Here is a 21,054-nt window from a genome sequence, read left to right on the forward strand (position 1 = left end):
AAAAAAGACGGGCCAGAGCCCGTCTTTTTTATCTACCGCGAGGCTGGATCAGCCCAGCTCGGCCATTACTTCATCGGGGATATCGGCATTGGTGTACACATTCTGCACATCGTCGAGATCCTCGAGCATATCCACCAGCGCCATCACTTTTTCCGCACCGTCTTTATCCATCGGCACGGTGGTAGAGGGGATCATGGCGATCTCGGCGCCGTCCGGCTTGAACCCCGCTTCGGTCAGGGCGTCTTTGACCGGCATGTAATCCTGGAACTCGGTAGTGACCTCAATGCTGCCATCGTCGTTGGTCTCGATGTCTTCGGCTCCCGCCTCCAGGGCGGCCTCCATCAGCGCATCTTCGTCAGCACCGGGCTCGTAGTACATCTGACCCTTGCGGGAAAACAGATAAGCTACCGAACCATCAGTTCCCAGGTTGCCGCCGCGCTTGGTGAATGCGTGGCGCACCTCCGCCACGGTGCGGTTACGGTTGTCGGTCAGGCACTCCACCAGGATCGCGACACCGCCGACACCATAACCCTCATAGGTTACCGCCTCGTAATTGTCGCCGTCGGCGTTGCCGGCACCGCGGGCAATGGCCTTCTCGATAGTGTCCTTCTTCATGTTGGCGCCGAGCGCCTTATCAATGGTGGCGCGCAGAGCCGGGTTGTCTTCCGGGTTGGGGCCACCCTTCGCGGCCACGGTCAGCTCGCGGATGATCTTGGTGAAAACCTTGCCGCGCTTGGCATCCTGGGCCGCCTTGCGGTGCTTGATATTGGCCCATTTACTATGTCCGGCCATTGGAGTTCTCCGGGTTTAGTCGCTTGTGGCTTGATTCACAGAGTGCGCCGCCGGTAAAGCGGCGCCCCTACCATTAGCTCACCTGCTCTTCTTTGAGGCGCAGGCGGATATTCAGCTCGCGCAGCTGACGCGAATCCACAGTGCCGGGGGCATCGGTCATCACGCAGGCGGCGCTCTGGGTTTTGGGGAAGGCGATGACATCGCGAATGGAGTCGGTGCCGGTCATCAGCATCACCAGGCGGTCCAGGCCAAACGCCAGGCCACCGTGGGGCGGCGCACCGTACTTGAGCGCGTCCAGCAGGAAGCCAAACTTCTCCCGCTGTTCCTCGGGGTCGATACCGAGAATGCGGAACACGGCCTGCTGCATGGCCTGGTCGTGGATACGTACGGAACCGCCACCCAATTCAGTGCCATTCAGCACCATATCGTAAGCACGGGACAGCGCCTCGAGGGGGTTCTGTTCCAGCTCTTCCGGGGAGCAGGACGGCGCAGTGAACGGGTGGTGCAGCGCAGTCAGGCTGCCATCGTCGTCTTCCTCGAACATGGGGAAGGCAACGACCCATAGCGGGGCCCACTCACTGGTGTACAGGTTCAGGTCCTCGCCCAGCTTGCAGCGCAGCGCGCCCAGGGATTCGGAAACCACCTTGTGGGAATCCGCCCCGAAGAAAATCAGGTCTCCGCTCTCTGCCTCGAGGCGCTCGAGAATGGCCGCGCGCACTTCGATGGGCAGGAACTTGACGATTGGCGACTGCAGGCCATTTTCCAGGTCAGCGCGATCGTTGACCTTGATATAGGCCAGCCCCTTGGCGCCGTAGATGCCAACAAACTTGCCGTAATCATCGATCTGCTTGCGGGTCAGCTTGTCATTGCCGCCGGGGACTTTGATCGCCGCTACACGGCCTTTCGGGTCGTTGGCCGGACCGGAGAACACCTTGAAGTCCACTTCGGTCATCAGGTCCTTGATCTCTACCAACTCCAGCGGGATACGCAGGTCCGGCTTGTCGGAACCGTAGCGCAGCATTGCCTGATAGTGGGACATACGCGGGAACTCGCCCAGATCCACGCCCAGCAATTCCTGGAACAGGCTGCGTACCATGCCCTCGGTGATGGACATGATGTCTTCTTCATCGAGGAAGGAAGTTTCGATATCGATCTGGGTAAATTCCGGCTGGCGATCCGCCCGCAGGTCTTCGTCGCGGAAGCACTTGGCAATCTGGTAGTAGCGGTCGAAACCGGAAACCATCAGCAACTGCTTGAACAGCTGCGGTGACTGCGGCAGGGCGAAGAACTTGCCATCGTGGGTACGGCTCGGTACCAGGTAGTCCCGGGCACCCTCGGGGGTGGCGCGGGTCAGGATCGGGGTTTCGATATCGAGAAAGCCCATCTCATCCAGGTAGTTGCGGATCGCCGTGGTCAACTTGGAGCGGAAACGCAGGTTGCGCTGCATTTCGTTGCGGCGCAGATCCAGGTAGCGGTACTTGAGACGTACGTCCTCACCCACTGCGGTGTGTTCGTCCAACTGGAAGGGCGGCGTCTCGGCGACATTGAGAATCTCCAGCTCATTGCCGTAGACCTCTACCTCACCGGTATCCATGCTCGGGTTCACCGTGGCTTCGGAGCGTGCCCGCACGCGGCCTTTGACCTGCAGCACATACTCGGTGCGCACGCGATCGGCCTGCTCGAAATGCTCTGCGGCATCGGGGTCGAAAACCACCTGCACGATACCGTCCCGGTCGCGCAGGTCGATGAAGATGACCCCGCCGTGGTCACGGCGGCGGTCCACCCAGCCGCACAGGGTAACTTCGCGGCCGATGTCCGCAGAACGAAGGGCGCCACAGTAATCGCTGCGCATGGATAACATTCCCGTTGTCTTGAGTTATTTCGGGGCCGGTCAGCGCCGGCCCGGTTTATTGCCGGCGGGCCTCAGCCCGCTGCGGCGGAGCCCCCGGCCGGCTTGTCAGTGCCGGACTTGGCCGACTGGGGCTTGGCCGAGTCCCCGGCCAGGTTTTTCTTGCTGCCGGTTTTGAAATCGGTCTCGTACCAGCCGCCGCCCTTGAGGCGGAATCCGGCTGCGGAGATCTTCTTCTGCAGGTCGGCCTTGTCGCAGGCTGGACAATCAGTCAGCGGCGCATCACTGATGCGTTGCAGAGCCTCCAGTTGATGACCGCAGGCCCTGCACTGGTATTCATAGATCGGCATGGATCAGTACCTGGTGCTTTGAGGGGCGCAGATTATACATGAGCGTTCTGGCAGGAAGAAGCTGGCCCGCGAGGTGCGGAGGAGTCATTGCGAGAAAGGCAAAAAAGAGCACGAAGATTCCGCCCGCCCTGTCATATCGTGAAAAAAAGCACTATTTTTCCCGGTTTTTCTCGTGCGAGAGAAAAAAAACTGGATATACTCACCCCATACCCATACGGCTTTTTGCTCCCCCGGAGCGGTACCGATGGGGTAGAGAACACATTTTCACTGGACAGACACCACCAATAGAGAAGGAAGCTACTATGGCCGCACGCAAGAAAGCCGCAGCTAAGAAAGCCCCCGCCAAGAAGACGGCAGCTAAGAAGGCTCCCGCCAAGAAGACCGCAGCCAAGGCCGCGGCCAAACCTAAAAAGGTCACTGCGATCCGGGAGAAATACACCAAGACCCAGATCCTGAACCAGATCGCCGAGAACACCGAACTGAGCCGCAAACAGGTGCAGTCTGTTCTGGACGAGCTGTCCAACGTGATCGAGGGCCACATCAAGAAGCGCGCGGTGGGCGAGTTTGCCCTGCCCGGCCTGATGAAGATCACCACCGTGAAGAAGCCGGCCAAAAAGGCCCGCAAGGGTATCAACCCGTTCACCGGTGAAGAGACCGTCTTCAAGGCCAAGCCCGCCAGCATCCAGGTGAAGGTGCGCCCGCTGAAGAAACTGAAGGAAATGGCCGAGAACTGATTTCAGCCCATTCCCGCCAAGGAAAACCCCGCCCCGGCGGGGTTTTCTGTTTTCTGCACGCCGTGCCCCATATCCGCCACGGCCCCTACCATCCGGCGGCCGCACCGGCGTAAAATGTGCGACCCCATAAGCAAGACAAACCGACTATTCCTATGCGCGCATCCCGCTACCTGATCGCCACCCAGAAAGAAACTCCCAACGACGCAGTGGTCATCAGCCACCAACTGATGCTGCGTGCCGGCATGATCCGGCGGCTCGCTTCTGGCCTCTATACCTGGCTGCCGACCGGCCTGCGGGTGCTGCGCAAGGTTGAGCGCATCGTGCGCGAGGAGATGGATCGGGCCGGCGCTCTCGAAGTGCTGATGCCAGTGGTCCAGCCCGCCGAGCTGTGGGAAGAGTCGGGCCGCTGGCAGCAGTACGGCCCGGAACTGCTGCGCATCGAGGATCGCCACCAGAACCCCTTCTGCCTTGGCCCGACCCATGAAGAGGTGATTACCGACCTGATCCGCAACGAGATCAACAGCTACAAGCAGCTGCCGGCCAACTTCTACCAGGTGCAGACCAAGTTCCGCGACGAGATCCGCCCCCGCTTCGGCGTCATGCGCGCGCGGGAGTTCACGATGAAGGATGCCTACTCTTTCCACCTCGGGGCAGACTCCCTGCAGGAAACTTACGATGTGATGCACGATGCCTACTGCCGCATCTTCGACCGCATCGGCCTGGACTATCGCCCTGTGCTGGCGGATACCGGTTCAATCGGCGGTTCCAGCTCGCACGAGTTCCATGTGCTGGCAGCGAGCGGCGAGGACGACATCGCCTTCTCCACCGATAGCCGCTATGCAGCGAACGTGGAACTGGCCGAGGCCGTGGCCCCGGCGGGTGAGCGCCCGGCAGCTACCCGGGAGATGGAGGAGGTCCACACACCCGGCCAGAAAACCATTGCCGATGTGAGTGCGTTCCTGAAGTCCGATCCGGCCCACTCCGTGAAAACCCTGATCGTACTCGGTGAAGCCGAAGAGGGAGACAAGGCACCGCTGGTGGCGCTGGTCCTGCGCGGCGATCACGAGCTGAACGAGCTGAAAGCGGAAAAACTCGAAGGGGTGGCCAGCCCGCTGGAATTCGCCCCCGAGGCGCGCATTACCGACGAGCTTGGCTGCGGCATCGGCTCCCTGGGACCGGTGAACCTGCAGATCGAAACCATCGTCGATCGCGCAGCCGCGCAGCTGGCGGATTTCACCTGCGGTGCCAATAAAGATGACTACCACCTGACCGGCGTCAACTGGGGCCGCGACGCGGAACCGGGGCGCGTAGAGGACCTTCGCAATGTGGTCGCCGGCGATCCCAGCCCGGATGGCCAGGGCACCCTGGAAATCAAGCGCGGTATCGAGGTGGGCCATATCTTCCAGCTGGGCGACAAGTACAGCCGGGCCATGGACGCCACAGTGCTGGACGAGAACGGCAAGGAACAGGTGATGGCGATGGGCTGCTATGGCATCGGTGTATCACGCATCGTCGCCGCCGCCATCGAGCAAAACCACGACGACGCCGGCATTATCTGGCCCGAGGCCATCGCACCGTTCCAGCTCGCGATCGTGCCGATCAACATGCACAAGAGCGACCTGGTGCGGGAGAAGTGCGAACACCTCTATGAAGCCCTGCGCGCGCAGGGTATCGATGCACTGCTGATGGACGAGCCGAAAGCTCGACTCGGTGCCATGCTGGCGGACGTGGAGCTGATGGGCATTCCGCACCGCATCGTGGTGGGTGACCGCGGCCTGGAGCGGGGCGTGGTGGAGTACAAGGGCCGGCGCGATGCGGAGAGCCAGGATTTTGCCGAGTCACAGCTGCTGGAAATCCTGCAGGAAAAGCTCTCAGGCTGAAGCCGCTGGCAGTGCGCGGGCAATGGGGTAAGATAATCCCGGAGCCCGTACTGCCCAAGACATTGAAGACAATGATAAGAATCTGCCTACCGTTGCTGCTCGCGCTCGCCTGGGCCCCGGCACAGGCGCAGATGCAGATCCCGCAAATCGACCCGGAGCAGCGTCGCGCCCTGCGTGCGGCCATCAGCCAGGCCGACAGTTTTACTGATCGCTTCGACGCAGAGGTCTGGCTGATGGCCAAATCTCAGCCGCTCGCCCGCTTCATCAAGGATCCGGACGAGCGTATGCACGTACTGAAGGCCGTGCATCGGGAAGCCACCCTGGCCGGACTGCAGCCGGAAATCGTCCTCGCCGTGATCCAGATCGAGAGCGCCTTCAACCCCTACGCGGTGAGCCGTGTCGGCGCCCAGGGCATGATGCAGGTGATGCCTTTCTGGAAAAACGAGATTGGCAGCCCGGAAGACAACCTCATCGATATGGACACCAACCTCCGCTACGGCTGCACCATCCTCAAGCACTATATCGGCAAGGCCAAGGGCAACCTGGCCAACGCGCTGGCTTACTACAACGGCAGCTACGGCCGCCACACCTATAGCAGCAAGGTGCTCGATGCCTGGGCGGACCGGTGGAGGTAAGCGGTGCATAGCAGCTATGTGTTTTTTACCGGCAGCGCCTGTGGCCTTTTGCTGCTGATCTCCGCCCGCCTGTTGATCAGCTACCGTCACCAGCCGGCCGGGCGCTGGCTGATCGTGATGCTGGCCGGCGTGCTCTGTTATCTGCTGTGGCCCCTGCTGTCGCTGGAACACCCGCTGGTCAAACTGCTGTTCGACCTGCCCACCATCCTGGTACCGGCGGCTTTCTGGCTCTTTGCCCACCAGCTTTGCAGTGAAGAGGACGACTTCCCCCGCTGGGGCTGGGTACCCATCGGGCTGTCCATCGTCGTGCCCAGCGCCGCCAACCACCTGAACTTCGCCACCACACCGGCACTGCACGGGGCACTCTATGTGCTGGCGCAACCACTCAAGCTGGGGCTTATCGCTGCCGGAATGGTGGAACTGTTCCGCCACTTCCAGTCCGACCTGGTGGAGGCGCGCCGGCGTTTGCGGGCAGTACTGCTGATCGCCGTGGGCGGCTACATGCTGGTGGTGGTCAGTGCAGAGTTTCTCTTTACCTACTGGCCGGTGCCTGCGGGCATCCCCACCCTGCACGCCCTGCTGGCTACCCTGCTTACATTTGCCGCCTGCCTGTGGCTTCTGGCCCTGTCCCCCGGTGCGCTGGGAGAATCACTGCCGCCGGCGCCGGAGGAAAGCTCGACTCCGACGGAAGAAACACCGGCCCCCGCAGCGCAGCCTCTGGATACCGCACAGCAGCAATTGCTGGAACAGTTACAGGCGCATATGCGGGCGGGTGGCTATCGGCATACCGGCCTCACCATCCGCGAGCTGGCGGAGCAGCTGGGCGCCCGGGAACATGTGCTGCGCAGCCTGATTAACCGCCACCTCGGCTACCGCAACTTCAACGAATACCTGAACGAATTCCGCATCGACGAGGCCAGCGCACGCCTGGCCGACCCGGGGCAATCCCACCTGCCGGTGCTCTCTATTGCCCTGGATATCGGCTACCGCTCACTGAGCCCCTTCAACGCCGCTTTCAAGCGCCGCCACAACTGCACCCCCACGGAGTATCGGCGCGAGCAACTGCCCGCCTGATCGCGCCAATTTCGGAATCCGTCAGCTGTAATTGCGGATTCCGCAAGCGTCCCCGCCACCAATCCATCACACTGGTTCTCTGTCACTGAGACAGCGAATACCGGCACGGCTCATGTGGGCCATGCAAACAACAAGAACAAATAAAAGCCCTGGAGAGAAATCAGCCATGGAATTTCTACTGGAGATGGGCCAGGACTGGGCGCGGCACTTTCAGCGCGACCTGTTCCGCTACCTGCTCGCCACCACCACTGTCAGCCTGCTGGTCGGTTTCGTATTCAGGCGCTGGATGGACCGCCGGCGCATCCAGAAACGCCGCGCCGGCTGGAAAGATATTCGCCGCGAGGTCAGTTTCTCCATGCTGACCATCGGGGTCTTCGCCACCATCGGACTGATTACCGGCGTCCTCTATGACTGGGGCTGGCTGCAACTGTACCGGGACTGGGGGGCATACCCCTTGTGGTGGAATATCGTCAGCCTGCCGGTGGTGATCCTGGTGCACGACGCCTACTTCTACTGGACCCACCGCACCATGCATCACCCGAAGCTGTTCCGGCACTTCCACCGCTTGCACCACCTGTCGCGCACCCCCACGCCCTGGGCCGCGTACAGCTTCTCCGTGGGCGAGGCCGTACTGATGGCCATTTTCTCGCCCCTGATCACCATCCTGCTGCCATTGCACGTGCTGGTGTGGCTGTCCTTTATCTTCGTGATGATCTTCCGCAATGCCATGCTGCACGCAGGCTGTGAATTCCACCCCCGCGGCTGGGTAGACGGTCCTCTGGATGTGCTGACCACCACCACGCATCATGACCTGCACCACCAGAAGTTCCAGGGCAATTATGGCTTCTACTTCACCTTCTGGGATCGACTGATGGGGACCGAATTCAAGAACTACAAAGAAGCCTTCCGCCGCGCCGCCGCCGGCAATGAAATTGCAGAAGAGAATGCTCCAGGCACCAAGGTAGCAACCTGACTCAGATTTGCGGCTGATCGGCAAATAACCGCAAGCCTCGCGCGGCCCGTATTGCGGCGCCGCGCTTTTTTATTCCTTCACGCCGGTGAGAGACCCTGCCTCCTTTGCTGCAGATAACAGGCTGTGCCCCACAGGATAAGCAGAATCTCGGTGGCGAAGAAAAGCCCATTGCGCCAGTCCGACCCACTGTGCGCCAGCATCCCGATCAGGTTCCCGCTGCTGAAGCCGACGCAGGCCATGACAATCGACAGTAACGCACACAGCAGAAGGAATCCCGTGCCAAGCGGGTCTGAAACTGCGAACCCCACAGCTGCCGCTAATCGAAATTTATCTACTATGGTGATTCGCCCGCTGCCGAAACCGCAAGAATCCTTATCCCGGCAGTGAAGCCGACATGTCCTGTGCTCAAGGCGAAACCTCCCATGGAATTTCGAAAGAATGGCAAGGAGTCACTATGGAGTGGGAATTTTTGTCAGAGTTTGCAGGATCGTGGCTGACACGGTACGAAAGGATGCTATTTCGCTACATACTGGCGGCCACCCTGGTTAGCCTTTGCGTCTCGCTGTTATTTCGCAGCTGGATGAATAAGCGCCGACTGCAAAAACGACGCGCCACCTGGCGAGACATCCGCCGGGAAGTGAGTTTCTCGCTACTCACCATCGGCATAGGCGCCACCATTGGCCTGGCCATGGTAGCCCTCAGCCGTGCCGGCTACTTGCATCTCTACTGGGAGTGGACTGACTATCCACTCTGGTGGAACATCGTCAGTCTGCCCGCCCTCATTCTCCTGCATGACACTTACTTCTACTGGGTGCACCGCGCCATACACCATCCCAGGCTATTCCGGCACTTCCATCGGGTACACCACCTGTCTGTCAGCCCCACACCCTGGGCGGCGTACAGTTTCTCCGTCGGTGAGGCTTTGCTGATGGTGCTATTCACCCCCCTGTCGCTGGCCTTATTGCCAATCCATATCTGGGTCGGGATCGCTTTCAGCTTCATCCAGATCTTTCGCAATACCATGCTGCATGCCACCTGCGAATTCCACCCGCGTGGCTGGGTCGATGGTCCGCTGGACTTCCTGACCACCACAACCCACCACAATCTGCACCACCAGAAATTCCAGGGTAACTACGGGTTTTATTTCACCTTCTGGGATCGGCTGATGGGCACAGAGTTAAAAAATTACAAAGACGAGTTCCGCCGGGTGACGGCTGGCGCGGTGGAGAACGATGAGGGAGCCAAAGGCGCTGAGGTGACCCCCTGAAACCGTATTGCGGCTGATCGGCAAAACCCCGCAACCTTCGCATGGCCCCTGGTCAGGGTGCGGCGCTTTTTTCTAGGACGGCCCGTGGCCCTGTCTCCGCTCCTGCAGGTAACAGGCTGTGCCCCACAGGATAAGCAGAATCTCGGTGGCGAAGAAAAGCCCATTGCGCCAGTCAAACCCGCTGTGCGCCAGCATGCCGACCAGGCGCCCGCTACCGAATCCGGCATAAGCCATGGCGATTAGCAGGAAGGCGATACTGCGATGCCGGCGGAAGACCACTGCCAGTCCGATCGCCGCACCGATCATCACCATCAACCCGCCGAAGGTGGCGAGAAACTCCGGCATGGCCGCCGGTGCGGTCAGCGCAAAATCGATTGTCTTGGTAAAGGCGAGCGGATTCGCAAAAGCCGATACGCCAATGATGGCGAATATGAGCGCATTCAGAATCAGATATATTGTCCCACTGTGTCTCACGGTCCTTGCCTCCTGCCCCGTTGATTTTACTGCCCCGCCAAAGCCTGGCTGGTCCACTCAGTTTAGAGTGGCTCTATCCAGGCAGTTAGACGTTGAGATTTACGTACCTGTTGAGTGATCAGATGCCAACCTTTCTGCCTCACCGAACCTGCCCAACTAAGCTACAGGCAACTTGAACCCCACTCACCGCCTTAGTCTGCGGCCATTGCGCTTATCCAGCATGGCCGGCAGAGATGCAAAACTCCTCACGGAAGAATCCATGAAAGCGCACATTCTCACACCGATGCTTCTCACTGCTCTGACAGCGCTCACCGCCTGCGGTGGCGACAAGCAACAGGGCCAACCGGACCAATCGGATAGTGGCGGGGAGCAGGTCATCGGGGAAGAATTTGGCTCCCGCGACGCTCCTGTGAGCGAGGTAGACAACGAAGCCAACCCCTATGGGGCCAAAGACTCCGATGACAGCAGTACCGGCGAAGCCAGTAAAGCCAACGCCGGTCAGCGGGATTACCCGACCGATGCCTATTTCGGTGACACCCATGTGCATACCGGCTGGTCCGCCGATGCCGGCATGGACGGCGCAATACTGACGCCGGAGGATGCTTACCGCTTCGCCCTGGGTGAGGAAGTGGACTCCAACAGCGGCGTGAAGGCAAAGCTGGAGCGACCCTACGACTGGTTCATGATCACCGACCACTCCGATGGTATGGGCGTCATCAACGAAATCATCGCCGGCAACCCGGAGATGATGGAGGACGCCACCATCAAGAGGTGGAGCGAGGCACTCAACTCCGGTGATCCGGATCAAGCCAGCGCTGCCAAGAGTGAACTGATCACCATGCAGTCCGAGGAGCGGCTGCCTGAACAGGTTATGGACCCCAAGTGGATGAAATCCGCCTGGCAAAAGACCATAGAGGCCGCCGAGAAATATTACAAACCGGGCGAGTTTTCCACCTTTATCGCCTTCGAGTGGACCGTGAATGCCGATGGAGGCAACAACCTGCATCGCAACGTCATTTTCCGCGATGGCGCCGACCGCGTCGGTGACCTGTTGCCGCTCACGACTTTCGAAACCCAGGATCCGATGAAATTGTGGGAGTGGATGCAGGCCTACGAACAGAAAAGCGGCGGCCAGGTGCTCGCAATTCCCCATAACGGCAACCTCTCCAATGGCCGTATGTTCGAAGAGCAGCAATTCGATGGCTCCGCCATGACGGCAGAGTGGGCGGAGATGCGGGCAAGATATGAGCCGCTCTTTGAAGTAACTCAGATCAAAGGCCAGAGCGAATCTCACCCCAGCCTTTCCCCGGAGGATGAGTTCGCCAACTGGGACTTGTGGGATCGGGGCAATCTCATCCTGGTGCCCAAGCCCGAGGGCGCTTTCAAGACCGAGTACTGGCGCGAAGCGCTCAAGTCGGGACTGCGCCTGCAGGAAGAGCTCGGTACCAACCCCTTCCAGTATGGAGCCAACGCCGCCACCGATACCCACACCGGCCTGTCTACCGCAGAGGAAGACAATTTCTTCGGCAAATTCAAGACTCTAGAGCCGTCCAACAAAACCCGCTGGAACTTCCCTTTGCTCGAGGGAAAAAGTGGTGACTTTTATGGGTGGGAACAGGCGGCCTCGGGAATCATGGGCGTCTGGGCGAAAGAAAACACCCGCGAGGCGATCTGGGATGCCATGAAGCGCAGGGAAACCTTTGCCACCACCGGACCTCGCATGACGCTGCGCTTTTTCGGCGGCTATGAATTTACCGAACAGGACGCAGAGGGCGATATTGCCGCCGTCGGTTATGAAAAGGGCGTACCGATGGGCGCCGAACTCAGCGCGGCCAAAGAGGGGCAGCCTATAACCTTCCTGGTAGCCGCCATGAAAGACCCCGAGGGCGCCAACCTGGATCGGGTGCAGATCATCAAGGGCTGGGTGGACGGCAACGGCGAAACGCACGAGAAGATCTTCAACGTCCTCTGGTCCGGTGACCGCAGTAAGGACTCGCAGGGAAAAATCCAGCAGGTGGGCAACACAGTCGATATGGAGACCGCCGAGTACACCAACGATATCGGCTCGCCGCAGCTGGTCGGCTACTTCACCGACGAGGAGTTCAACCCTGAACACAAAGCGGTTTACTACGTCAGGGTTCTGGAAATACCCACGCCCCGGTGGACCCTGTATGACAAGGTTCGCTTCGACGAAGAGATGGACAAGGACGTCCCGCTGACCCATCAGGAGCGCGCGTTTTCCAGCCCGATCTGGTATGTGCCATCGGATTCATAAACTCGAGCAAGACAAGCCCCTCAAACAATAAACCAAGGGAATCCAGCTATGAGCCACACGGTTTTACGGGAACCGCTGCTGCATTTTGTGCTGATCGGCGCGCTGCTATTTGGATTGAGCGCAGTTTTCTCCGATACGGGCACTGAACAGGACGAAATTGTCGTCACTCAAAGCCGTATAAACCACTTGACCGCTGTTTTTGAACGACGATGGCAGCGGCCGCCCACCGAGCCGGAGCTGAATCGGCTGGTCGACAACTTTGTACGCGAAGAAGTGCTTTATCGTGAGGCGCTCAACCTGGGCCTGGACCGGGACGATACTGTCATCCGGCGGCGCCTGCGCATGAAGATGGAATTCCTGGCCCGGGATCTGGTGGACACCATCGAACCGGAGGAAACCGTCCTGCGCGACTATTTTGCCGATAACGCAGAGCACTATCTGGATCCTGCCAGGTTCTCAATACGACAGATCTATTTCGACAGGGCTGCGCACAAGAATCCCGATGCCGTCGTCGAGACCGCCCGAGCCTTGCTCTGGGAGGGCCTTCCAGCGGCTGAACTCGGCGACAGCAGCCTCCTGCAAAGCTCCTACAAGGATGAAACTATCGACCGCCTGCAACGGGTCTTCGGGCAGGGGTTTACCGATCAGCTCAGTGAGCTTCCCAAAGGCGAGTGGGCCGGCCCCCTGCAGTCCGCCTATGGGCTGCACCTGGTGCTGGTGGAATCCGCCAGCCCGCCGCAAACCGCCAGCTTTGACCAGGTGCGCCCGAGCGTATTGCGCGACTGGCAGCAGGCAGAGAAACAGAAAGTTCTGGAATCACAGTTTGAAAACTATCGCAGCAATTACCAGGTGCGAATCGAAGGGGATTTGAATAACTCCGGTACCGAGGTGGCATTGCAATGAACCGCCTGTCCCCCCTGCATGTCACGCTGATTTTTGCTGTGCTCAGCCTCCTGCTGGCCTTTCAGGCAAAGTCCCATGAGCTGCGCCCGGCCTTCCTGCAGATTCAGCAGAACTCCGCCGAGACCTTCGCTGTAAACTGGCGCGTACCGGCCAGGGGCGACCTGCGGCTGTCCCTCGACGTTCGCTTTGACCAGAGCGTAACCCCTGCAAGCACTCCCCGCGGTACCTTCGCCAACGGCTCCTACACCGAGAGCTGGAAGGTAAGCCACAGCGACGCGCTGGCAAATGCACGCATCACCATCGACGGCCTGGAACAGACCATGACGGACGCGCTGGTGCACATCCAGTGGCTGGATGGGCGTGAGCAAGTGACGAGACTGCTACCGGACCGCACCGCCCTGGTGGTTGAGGCCAGGGGCAGCAGCAGCCAGATCGCCGCTACGTATTTTGTATTGGGCGTGGAGCATATCCTGCTGGGTATCGACCACCTGCTGTTTGTGCTGGCACTGGTGTTACTGGTCAGTGGTTTGCGGCAGCTGGTATTGACCATCACGGCATTCACCCTGGCCCACAGCCTGACTCTGGCGGCGGCGGTGCTGGGCTGGGTTTCTGTGCCGCAGGGGCCGGTGGAGGCGATCATTGCACTCAGCATCGTATTTGTGGCGACTGAAATACTGCACAAAATTCACGGTCACTCGACACTGGCCATTCGCAAGCCGTGGCTGGTGGCATTCAGCTTTGGGCTGTTACACGGACTCGGCTTCGCCGGAGCCCTGACAGAGATCGGTGTACCCCAGCACGCGGTTCCCCTCTCGCTGGCGCTGTTCAATATCGGCGTTGAGGCGGGCCAGCTGGCTTTTATTGCTTCACTCGCGGGGATCGTCTGGTTGGTGCGGCGCATACCGCCGGTCAGGCTGTGGGAGTCTCGCCAGGGCACCAGCGTCACCGCGGTTACCGCCTGGCCGGTGGCCTATCTGGTGGGGGGGCTGGCCGCCTGGTGGCTGATCGATCGCTCGCTGGCGGTGGTGCTGGGTTAATGGAAGCTGGCGGAGGGCAATCCGGGCGGACTGCTGTCCGCCCGGATAGTAACGCCAACTGATTTCAGGTATTCCACTCAATCCTGGAACAGCAGTTCCAGCGGGTAACCGGTGAAGGGCTTGGTTTTCTCGATCACCAGGTGGGAAGTCATGCGTGATATGGCCGCATCTTCATTCGCCAGCAGCTGTTCGGAAACCTGATTGAAGTCTGCCGCATCCGGGCAGACAAACCGCAGCATGTAATCGAACTCCCCGGACATCTTCACGCAAGAGACGATCTGGGGTATCTCATTGATGGCCCGGCGGAAGCTTTCACTGGTACGGGCATCCTGGCGCTTCAGCGCCACGTTCACGTAAAACTCTGCATGGCGGACCTTGTCCAGGTTCACCTCCGCGTGAAACTCGCGGATATAACGCTCACTGGTCAGCCGCTTTACCCGCGCCAGACAGGCGCTCTCGGAGAGGCCGATCTCTTCACTCAGGTTGAGATTGCTGATGCGGGCGTTTGTCTGCAGGGCCTGCAGTATTTTTAGATTATGCCGGTCGATTTTCACGGTGCTGTTTCTTCAACTACAGAAAAGCCAAGGATAACGGCAATCGACAGAAGTCGAAACAGGGGCGCGTTTGCGCACCCCTTTATTGCCAGCCTTCTCAGGGAGAGCCTCGATCAGCCTGCCTGACGGTTATCGCTGTTGACGAAGTGTTCGATACGATCCAGCGCTCGGCGCAGGTCTGCATCGTCCGCAGCCAGGGTGAGGCGCACATGGTTCACGGCACTCGGACCGAAAGGTGCCCCGGGCAGGACGGACACGCGCTCGGCATCCAGTAACGCCGAGGCAAACGCCTCACCGGATTCCGCGATCTGTGACACATCCACCATCACGAACATACCCGCATCCGGTGCATAACAGCTGAGACCCGGCATTTTGCCAATGCGCTCAACAATCAAGTCGCGCCGCTTCTCATACGCGGAACGCATCTGCTCGACGAAGTAGCCATCAAACTCGAGCGCGAATGCAGCCGCTTCCTGAATGAACTGGGGGCAGCCGAACATGGTGGCACCGGCAAACTGGGACAGGCGCTCGACCAGCTCGCCCTGGGCCACAGCCCAGCCCAGGCGCCAGCCACTCATGGCGTGGGACTTGCTCAGGCCGTCGATCACTACCACGTTATCCAGGTGCTCTGCAGCGGAACGCAGGGAGGTGTGACGGCGGGCAAAGGTGATCATGGAGTACATCTCGTCGCTCACCAGCCACACATTGCGCTCACGGCAGTAAGCCGCCAGCTCGCGCAGCTGCTCCGGCGTGGCCATGGCACCGGTGGGGTTGACCGGGGTATTGATCATTACCACGCGGGTCTCGTCACCGATGGCGGCCTTGATGGACTCCACATCGAAGGCAAAGTTGTCTTCCGCCGGGCATGCCACCCGCTTGACGTTCAGGCGCAGGGCATCACAAATTGGCACGTAGCCAATGTACATCGGCTCCGGGATGACGATTTCCTCCCCGGGGTTCAGCAAACAGCCCAGCACGGAATAAATGGCATTGGTGCCACCGGGGAATACCACCACATCATCGGCGCTGCAGGGATGCGGGGAAACCTTGCTCTCGATACTGGCGATGGCACGGCGCAGCACCGGTTCACCGGCGTCGGGGGAGTAGTGGGTGCGACCGACACCAAGCCGGGCGCGGGTGTAATCGAGGATGGGTTCGGGGGTATCGAAGTTGGGATCGCCCACACAGAGGAAAATCACGTCCTCGCCCTTGTCGGCCAGCTCGTGGGCGCGCGTGCTGACCGCCCAGACATCGGCGTCGGCTCGGTTGAGGGCTTCACTCGGCAGGCTGAACTTTGGCTGGAACATCTTCTCTATCCGGTTGTTATCGATACTGCGTACACTAACAACCGCGCGGGTAATTGATGCCCGATCTGAAGGCGGATTTCGCATTCCCGCGAGTTTTTAGCGCCCCGCACCGCAGAAAATTCTGCGCCGCGCCACAACCGACCGGACATTGCCCGCCGGTCGCGAGATCAGGCCGGCCGCGCGACCCGGTCAGAACCGGTAGCTGAAATTCAGTCCGCCCAGTGTGTCCTCCGGCCGCACCAGCACGGTGCCACTGACCAGGAACTGGTCGGTGACATTGAGCCCCACCATGGCCCCGCCGCCATTCTGGAAGTAACCGGAGTTGCGGCTGTTGTAGGCGGCCAGGTTGGCATTGTTACCGCGGATCGACTTGATGCCGATATTCACGTCCTGGCGGTCATCGCCGTCATTGGCTTCCACCCACACCTCGCCGAACCAGCGCCAGTCCGCCTCTTCCGGTGCGTTGTAGAAAAAGCCCGCCCGGTAACGCCAGTACTCCCGGCTGATCCCCCCCACACGCAGGCCGATGGGATCCACTGTCTGGCCGTTGATGGCACTGATATACGTCAGGTCAGAGTTGGTCCGCTCGGTGAAACGGTCGCTATCCACGTCGGTCCAGGCCACGGAAACAAAGGGGCCTACCTGGCAGGGCAACGCCGGTGCCGTGTCGAAGCCGCCACGCACAAATGCACTGCTGGCATCACCTTCGGTGCTGGCCTTGATCTGCGTCCGGTAAGGTCCGAGATCGATATGGCGATTCACATCGTCGTAGTCGATGTCGCTATAGGTCAGGCCCCCGTCCACAAACCAGCGCTCGTCGTGCCAGCGGGCCAGCCAGCTGAAATTGAGGTTATCCGCCTTCAGCGACCAGTCCCGCGGCCGGTAATCGGAGCTGCCATAGGACAGGGCCAACGACCACTCGAGATTGTCGCTGGCGTTGAAACTGAAGCCGAAGAAGCCGTCCCAGGCATTGTCGTTATAGTTGGGTGCCGGTCCTCCGCCGAGTTCAGTGGTGGTCCAGGCGGCGCTGAAAAAGACGGTGGTGGTGGGCTCACGAAACCGCTGCGACAACAGGTGCTGGTCGATATTGGACTGGTGGGCGCGGGTGTTCTGGTAGCCCAGGTCCGGCAGGATGGCGAAGCCCGTCGGCGCGCTCAGCACCGAGTAATAGTAATCCCCCAGCACTTCCTGGGCGGCGAGGGTGGGATGCACACCGTCATTGAAGTAAAGCCGGTCCGCATTGGGGGCACTACCCACCTCACTGAAGACCGGATCCGGATTCGCGCAGGCTCCTGCGGCATAGCAGGTCGCCGCCTGGTCAATATCGGCAAAGCCGAATAACCCGGGCCGCTCCAGCGCCAGGGCGGCGAAGCCCTCGGTATCCAGGATCAATACATTTTCAACAAACAGCAGCTGGCCGCGCAGCTCTTCATTGAACAGCGCGGTGCCGGAGTTGGCAGCGGAAACCGCGGCCGGCCCCAGGTCATTCATCAGGGGCGTATTGCCGACCCGCGGCGCGTTGGAAACCACTACGTATTTCGCTCCTGCACCACGCAGCTGCTCCGCAGCGGTAACGAGGAAAGTGGCGGCGCGCTCCATCGACGCCGGACTGATGGTGCCGGCAATGGTGTTGGCAATAATGTCGTTACCACCGCCGTTCAGGTAGTAGAGCGTGTCTCTGGAAACCGAATTGCGCTGCAGGTATCCCTGCCCCAGGGCATTTGGCACACCGGTAAGACCGATACCGTTGGTGGGATCGTCTACCAGTGCCTGCAGGGCGGCAGGATTATTAAAACTGGAAACCGCTGCAATCAGCTCCGCCGGCGGCAGGTAGGGGCTCTCCCCCGCTGCGGGGTCACAGATACCGTCCTCACCACAGCGGGTCGAGTCCGGCAGGATGGTTGTCAGGCTGTTGTGATCTGCCACCGTCGTGTCAGGGAAAAGGGCCAGGAAGCGCTGGGGACCCACAACATCCAGCAGCACATCCGCGGCGCGATTTCCCCCAACCGCCCAATTGCTGCCATTGACCAATACCGAACCGGTGATCTGCGCCACCTGCTCTTCGACGGTGCCCGCTGCCGGATAACAGGGTACTGCACCACCGAACTGTGGTCCCAGGCCAAAACAGGAAGGGGTCAAAGGCTCCAGCCCGAAGCGCTGCGCGGTAAAGCTGATAGCCGGCTGGCGCGGTGTTTCGCCGTCCGGGTCATCGCTGGTAAAAATACCCGCATTACCGCTGTCAGAGAGACTGTCTCCGAAGACAACAACATTGCGGTAGAGTCCCGAGGTCACGCTGTCGTCAGCGGCGGCGACCGACGCGGTCGCGAACGCCACCGCGAAGCTGATGGATCTTGCCGTGAATCCCATAATGCACTCCTTTGCACAGGTCGCGATTGGGCAAGTATAGACATCCAGCTGATCAACTTTTCTGCAGCTTGCGAGCACTGGAGTCCTGCGCCCTACAGAGAACCGACGATGGAGTCCATGGTTGTAAATTCAGCCGCCGCGCCGCCTATTTTTTCAAATCGGCAAACGCTTCGATGGCTTTTTTCCGGGTCTCTTTAACATCGCAAATGGGCGGCGGGTAGCCCTCCATCGGTGGCGGGCAGTGCACCTCGTCGTCACTGAGTTTTTTCAGTTCCGGCAGATAGTGACGAATAAACTCACCGTGGCGATCAAACTTCTTCGACTGACTGTAGGGGTTGAAGACGCGGAAATAAGGCACTGCATCAGTACCCGTCGATGCCGCCCACTGCCAGCCGCCGTTGTTGGAGGCGAAGTCCCCATCGATCAGCTGGTTCATGAAATAGCGCTCGCCCCAGCGCCAGTCGATCAACAGGTTCTTGGTCAGGAACGAAGCCACCACCATGCGCAAGCGGTTGTGCATCCAGCCAGTCTTTTCCAGCTGACGCATCGCCGCATCGACGATGGGCACGCCAGTCTTGCCTTTGCACCAGCGACGAAACGCCAGCTCGTCGCTAGACCAGGGCACCGCCTCGGTTTCCGGCTTGAACGGCTTGTGTTTACAGATGCGGGGGTAGGCCACGATCAGGTGGGTGTAAAACTCCCGCCAGATAAGCTCGCCGAGCCAGCAGTCGATACCCTCGCTGCCGCCTTTCCAGCGACCGCGGTTACACTCCAGGGCCATATGTGCACACTGGCGTACAGAGAGTGCACCGGCATTCAAGTAGGGAGACAGTTTGGACGTGCCATCGATGGCCGGGAAATCCCGCTCGTCCTCGTAGGCGTCGACCTGCTCCTCGAATGCTTTCAACCGTTTCAGCGCGGCTTTCTCTCCCGGTTGCCAGCCCAGCAGCCGGCCGTTTTCCATGGGCACGGCACTGTACCCATCCACGGTATCGGGGATTGTCTGGCGCAGGTTTTCTTCCCCCTTGACCTGCAACCAGCTGGGCCATTCCTCCGTCTCCCGTTTGCGCGGAGCGGGCAGTGGGGAAAAGTCAGTACCGCCGCACTGCTCGATAAAAGCCCGTTTGAAAGGGGTAAAAACTTTATAGGCGTCACCACTGTTGGTCTTCACCGCCCCGGGAGAGACCAGGGTCCGGTCCGTGCTGAACTCGATCGGGATGTCGACTTCCTTCAAAGCCGCCCGCACGGCCTGGTCCCGCTCCTGTTCATTCACCGGGTACTCCGCGTTGGCAAAAACCGCACCCACCTCCAGCTTCTGCGCGATCTGCGCCATGGCTTCCGGCACCTGATCAAAGCGTTTCAGCTCGAGGAAGTACAGCGGGATATTGCGATCTCCGAGGGCATCCTGCAGTTCGCGCAGACAGGCGAGCCGAAAGGCGACCAGGTTGTCGCCCTCGTCGTGCCCCTGCCAGGTCTCCGGGCAGGCGATAAAGACACCCGCCACCGAGTGACAGGCCTGGACAGCCCGGTGCAGCGCAGTATTGTCATGGATTCTGAGATCCGTGCGGAACCAGACCAGGCCGCGCGCATGTTCGAATCGGTCACTCATGAAAATTGCTCCCGCAATTGCTGCAATGCTTCAGTGCAATTCGCCGACAACAACCGCATCCGCGCCCGCTCTGCCAGGCGGCACAGGTCCTGCTGCTGCAAGTCCACGAACCCACCGGCAAACCACAGTGGCACCCTCAGCCCCTTGCGGGCCCGCTCTAGACCACTGCCGAGCGTCGCCATTGGCAGGGCGTGATGGCTATAGCAGAGCACGCCATCGATCCCCAGGGTTTTCTCCGCAATGGCCAGTTCGCCCAGCTCGGCCTCCGGCGCCAGGCCAATCACCTCGAAGCCGATATCTGTCAGGGCAGCCTCGAACAGCTGCGCAAACACTCCCTGCTCAGTGCCGGGGAAGGTCAGCAGTACCAGACGGCCCAGGACCGGGCCACGCTTGCGGTTGCGGCGGCCGGCGCGCAGGTTCACAGCCAGCAGCTCGCCCAGATGCCGCCAGAACAGAGCCCGGGCGATGCTGCTGCCGTAACGGCGCTGGCGGCTGAGCCTGCGCTGCAGCGGCGACAGCCATCGATCCAGCAGCAGCGGCAGCGGGTAGGCGGAGAGCAACTGCTCCAGGTGCCGGTCCAGCTCGGCCGGCACCAGGCGCCCTTCCAGGGCCAGGGTTTCAGCCACCAGCTGCGACCAGCTGTCCTCGACGGGGGTAGGCTCCAATCCGGCCGCATCCGCTGGGGGGGAATCTCCCCGGGATTGCTCCAGCAGCGGGCGCACCTTGCCGATGGCGACACCGCGGGCCAACCAGGCCTGGATATCACGAATCCGGGCCACATCGCTCTCGCTATAGAGGCGGTGGCCCTTCCCCGTGCGGCTGGGAACCAGCAGCCCATAGCGCCGCTCCCAGGCCCGCAGGGTCACCGGATTGACCCCGGTGCGCTGGGCCACTTCGCCGATCGCCAGATTCGACTCTGTCAAAGGCTGCTCAGTCTCCCCTGACGGTTTCTCTCCCCGCGCTGCGGCCGGGGT

General features: G+C 60.6%; 18 protein-coding genes. 9 read left to right on the plus strand and 9 right to left on the minus strand.

What is annotated here, in order from left to right; translation table 11 throughout:
- Positions 1 to 48 precede the first annotated feature (48 nt).
- The 3 genes from AWR36_RS12265 to AWR36_RS12275 all read right to left on the minus strand — a co-directional run bounded on the left by AWR36_RS12265 (position 49) and on the right by AWR36_RS12275 (position 2,991).
- Positions 49 to 792 (minus strand): YebC/PmpR family DNA-binding transcriptional regulator, encoded by a 744-nt coding sequence (locus AWR36_RS12265; RefSeq protein ID WP_067085344.1) that lies wholly within the window; start codon positions 790 to 792, stop codon positions 49 to 51.
- Positions 793 to 865: 73 nt separating this feature from the next.
- On the minus strand, positions 866 to 2,644 hold the full coding sequence (aspS, locus tag AWR36_RS12270; RefSeq protein ID WP_067085346.1) for an aspartate--tRNA ligase: 1,779 nt from the start codon (positions 2,642 to 2,644) through the stop codon (positions 866 to 868).
- A 71-nt stretch (positions 2,645 to 2,715) separates the two neighbouring features.
- On the minus strand, positions 2,716 to 2,991 hold the full coding sequence (locus AWR36_RS12275) for an FmdB family zinc ribbon protein (protein WP_067085348.1): 276 nt from the start codon (positions 2,989 to 2,991) through the stop codon (positions 2,716 to 2,718).
- 302 nt (positions 2,992 to 3,293) lie between these two features.
- Here AWR36_RS12275 and AWR36_RS12280 point away from each other — a divergent pair, with 302 nt between their 5' ends.
- From AWR36_RS12280 to AWR36_RS12310, 6 genes are all read left to right on the plus strand, one after another.
- A complete protein-coding gene (locus AWR36_RS12280; RefSeq protein WP_067085350.1) occupies positions 3,294 to 3,725 on the plus strand; it encodes an HU family DNA-binding protein in 432 nt (143 codons plus the stop codon).
- A gap of 152 nt (positions 3,726 to 3,877) precedes the next feature.
- Positions 3,878 to 5,605: a proline--tRNA ligase gene (locus AWR36_RS12285; protein WP_067085352.1), complete on the plus strand. Its 1,728-nt coding sequence runs from the start codon at positions 3,878 to 3,880 to the stop codon at positions 5,603 to 5,605.
- A gap of 71 nt (positions 5,606 to 5,676) precedes the next feature.
- Positions 5,677 to 6,240: a lytic transglycosylase domain-containing protein gene (locus AWR36_RS12290; protein ID WP_067085354.1), complete on the plus strand. Its 564-nt coding sequence runs from the start codon at positions 5,677 to 5,679 to the stop codon at positions 6,238 to 6,240.
- A gap of 3 nt (positions 6,241 to 6,243) precedes the next feature.
- Positions 6,244 to 7,314: a helix-turn-helix transcriptional regulator gene (locus tag AWR36_RS12295; protein WP_067085356.1), complete on the plus strand. Its 1,071-nt coding sequence runs from the start codon at positions 6,244 to 6,246 to the stop codon at positions 7,312 to 7,314.
- Positions 7,315 to 7,480: 166 nt separating this feature from the next.
- A complete protein-coding gene (locus AWR36_RS12300) occupies positions 7,481 to 8,287 on the plus strand; it encodes a sterol desaturase family protein (RefSeq protein ID WP_067085358.1) in 807 nt (268 codons plus the stop codon).
- A gap of 511 nt (positions 8,288 to 8,798) precedes the next feature.
- Positions 8,799 to 9,554, plus strand: coding sequence for a sterol desaturase family protein (locus AWR36_RS12310; RefSeq protein ID WP_067085363.1), 756 nt, complete (start codon positions 8,799 to 8,801; stop codon positions 9,552 to 9,554).
- A 72-nt stretch (positions 9,555 to 9,626) separates the two neighbouring features.
- On the opposite strand, the gene AWR36_RS12315 is transcribed toward AWR36_RS12310, so the two are convergent.
- Positions 9,627 to 10,028, minus strand: a complete 402-nt coding sequence (locus AWR36_RS12315) for a DUF4345 family protein (RefSeq protein WP_067085365.1) — start codon at positions 10,026 to 10,028, stop codon at positions 9,627 to 9,629.
- Between the two features lie 259 nt (positions 10,029 to 10,287).
- On the opposite strand from AWR36_RS12315, the gene AWR36_RS12320 reads away from it, so the two are divergent.
- Genes AWR36_RS12320 through AWR36_RS12330 form a run of 3 tightly spaced genes read left to right on the plus strand, consistent with a single transcriptional unit; the run spans position 10,288 to position 14,243 of the window.
- The gene (locus tag AWR36_RS12320; protein ID WP_067085370.1) at positions 10,288 to 12,303 is read left to right on the plus strand and encodes a DUF3604 domain-containing protein; all 2,016 of its coding nucleotides are present in this window, start codon (positions 10,288 to 10,290) and stop codon (positions 12,301 to 12,303) included.
- A 48-nt stretch (positions 12,304 to 12,351) separates the two neighbouring features.
- Positions 12,352 to 13,206: a peptidyl-prolyl cis-trans isomerase gene (locus tag AWR36_RS12325; protein ID WP_067085372.1), complete on the plus strand. Its 855-nt coding sequence runs from the start codon at positions 12,352 to 12,354 to the stop codon at positions 13,204 to 13,206.
- Complete coding sequence (locus AWR36_RS12330) at positions 13,203 to 14,243, plus strand: HupE/UreJ family protein (RefSeq protein ID WP_067085374.1); 1,041 nt, start codon at positions 13,203 to 13,205, stop codon at positions 14,241 to 14,243. Before AWR36_RS12325 ends, AWR36_RS12330 begins: the two co-directional genes overlap by 4 nt.
- Before the next feature lie 77 nt (positions 14,244 to 14,320).
- Here the strand turns inward: AWR36_RS12330 and AWR36_RS12335 are convergent, their stop codons facing one another.
- From AWR36_RS12335 to AWR36_RS12355, 5 genes are all read right to left on the minus strand, one after another.
- Positions 14,321 to 14,797, minus strand: coding sequence for an Lrp/AsnC family transcriptional regulator (locus tag AWR36_RS12335; protein WP_067085376.1), 477 nt, complete (start codon positions 14,795 to 14,797; stop codon positions 14,321 to 14,323).
- 113 nt (positions 14,798 to 14,910) lie between these two features.
- Positions 14,911 to 16,104, minus strand: coding sequence for a pyridoxal phosphate-dependent aminotransferase (locus tag AWR36_RS12340; RefSeq protein WP_067085378.1), 1,194 nt, complete (start codon positions 16,102 to 16,104; stop codon positions 14,911 to 14,913).
- Between the two features lie 189 nt (positions 16,105 to 16,293).
- Entirely contained in the window at positions 16,294 to 18,471 is a 2,178-nt protein-coding gene (locus tag AWR36_RS12345) for an autotransporter outer membrane beta-barrel domain-containing protein (protein ID WP_067085380.1), read from the minus strand.
- A 145-nt stretch (positions 18,472 to 18,616) separates the two neighbouring features.
- Positions 18,617 to 20,080 carry a deoxyribodipyrimidine photo-lyase gene (phrB, locus tag AWR36_RS12350; protein ID WP_067085382.1) on the minus strand — a complete coding sequence of 488 codons (1,464 nt, stop codon included), beginning with the start codon at positions 20,078 to 20,080 and terminating at the stop codon, positions 18,617 to 18,619.
- Entirely contained in the window at positions 20,077 to 21,003 is a 927-nt protein-coding gene (locus tag AWR36_RS12355; protein WP_067085385.1) for a MerR family transcriptional regulator, read from the minus strand. The genes phrB and AWR36_RS12355 overlap by 4 nt, the downstream gene beginning before the upstream one ends.
- Between the last annotated feature and the right edge of the window lie 51 nt (positions 21,004 to 21,054).

The sequence above is a fragment of the Microbulbifer flavimaris genome, from assembly GCF_001641755.2.
GTDB lineage: Bacteria > Pseudomonadota > Gammaproteobacteria > Pseudomonadales > Cellvibrionaceae > Microbulbifer > Microbulbifer flavimaris.

What these genes read in the sequence shown, in the direction of transcription:
- AWR36_RS12290 (WP_067085354.1), top strand. Translation starts at nt 5,677, where the DNA reads ATGATAAGAATCTGCCTACCGTTGCTGCTCGCGCTCGCCTGGGCCCCG.
- AWR36_RS12300 (WP_067085358.1), top strand. Translation starts at nt 7,481, where the DNA reads ATGGAATTTCTACTGGAGATGGGCCAGGACTGGGCGCGGCACTTTCAG.
- AWR36_RS12345 (WP_067085380.1), bottom strand. Translation starts at nt 18,471, where the DNA reads ATGGGATTCACGGCAAGATCCATCAGCTTCGCGGTGGCGTTCGCGACC.
- AWR36_RS12275 (WP_067085348.1), bottom strand. Translation starts at nt 2,991, where the DNA reads ATGCCGATCTATGAATACCAGTGCAGGGCCTGCGGTCATCAACTGGAG.
- AWR36_RS12280 (WP_067085350.1), top strand. Translation starts at nt 3,294, where the DNA reads ATGGCCGCACGCAAGAAAGCCGCAGCTAAGAAAGCCCCCGCCAAGAAG.
- AWR36_RS12310 (WP_067085363.1), top strand. Translation starts at nt 8,799, where the DNA reads ATGCTATTTCGCTACATACTGGCGGCCACCCTGGTTAGCCTTTGCGTC.
- AWR36_RS12320 (WP_067085370.1), top strand. Translation starts at nt 10,288, where the DNA reads ATGAAAGCGCACATTCTCACACCGATGCTTCTCACTGCTCTGACAGCG.
- AWR36_RS12265 (WP_067085344.1), bottom strand. Translation starts at nt 792, where the DNA reads ATGGCCGGACATAGTAAATGGGCCAATATCAAGCACCGCAAGGCGGCC.
- phrB (WP_067085382.1), bottom strand. Translation starts at nt 20,080, where the DNA reads ATGAGTGACCGATTCGAACATGCGCGCGGCCTGGTCTGGTTCCGCACG.
- AWR36_RS12340 (WP_067085378.1), bottom strand. Translation starts at nt 16,104, where the DNA reads ATGTTCCAGCCAAAGTTCAGCCTGCCGAGTGAAGCCCTCAACCGAGCC.
- AWR36_RS12325 (WP_067085372.1), top strand. Translation starts at nt 12,352, where the DNA reads ATGAGCCACACGGTTTTACGGGAACCGCTGCTGCATTTTGTGCTGATC.
- aspS (WP_067085346.1), bottom strand. Translation starts at nt 2,644, where the DNA reads ATGCGCAGCGATTACTGTGGCGCCCTTCGTTCTGCGGACATCGGCCGC.
- AWR36_RS12285 (WP_067085352.1), top strand. Translation starts at nt 3,878, where the DNA reads ATGCGCGCATCCCGCTACCTGATCGCCACCCAGAAAGAAACTCCCAAC.
- AWR36_RS12330 (WP_067085374.1), top strand. Translation starts at nt 13,203, where the DNA reads ATGAACCGCCTGTCCCCCCTGCATGTCACGCTGATTTTTGCTGTGCTC.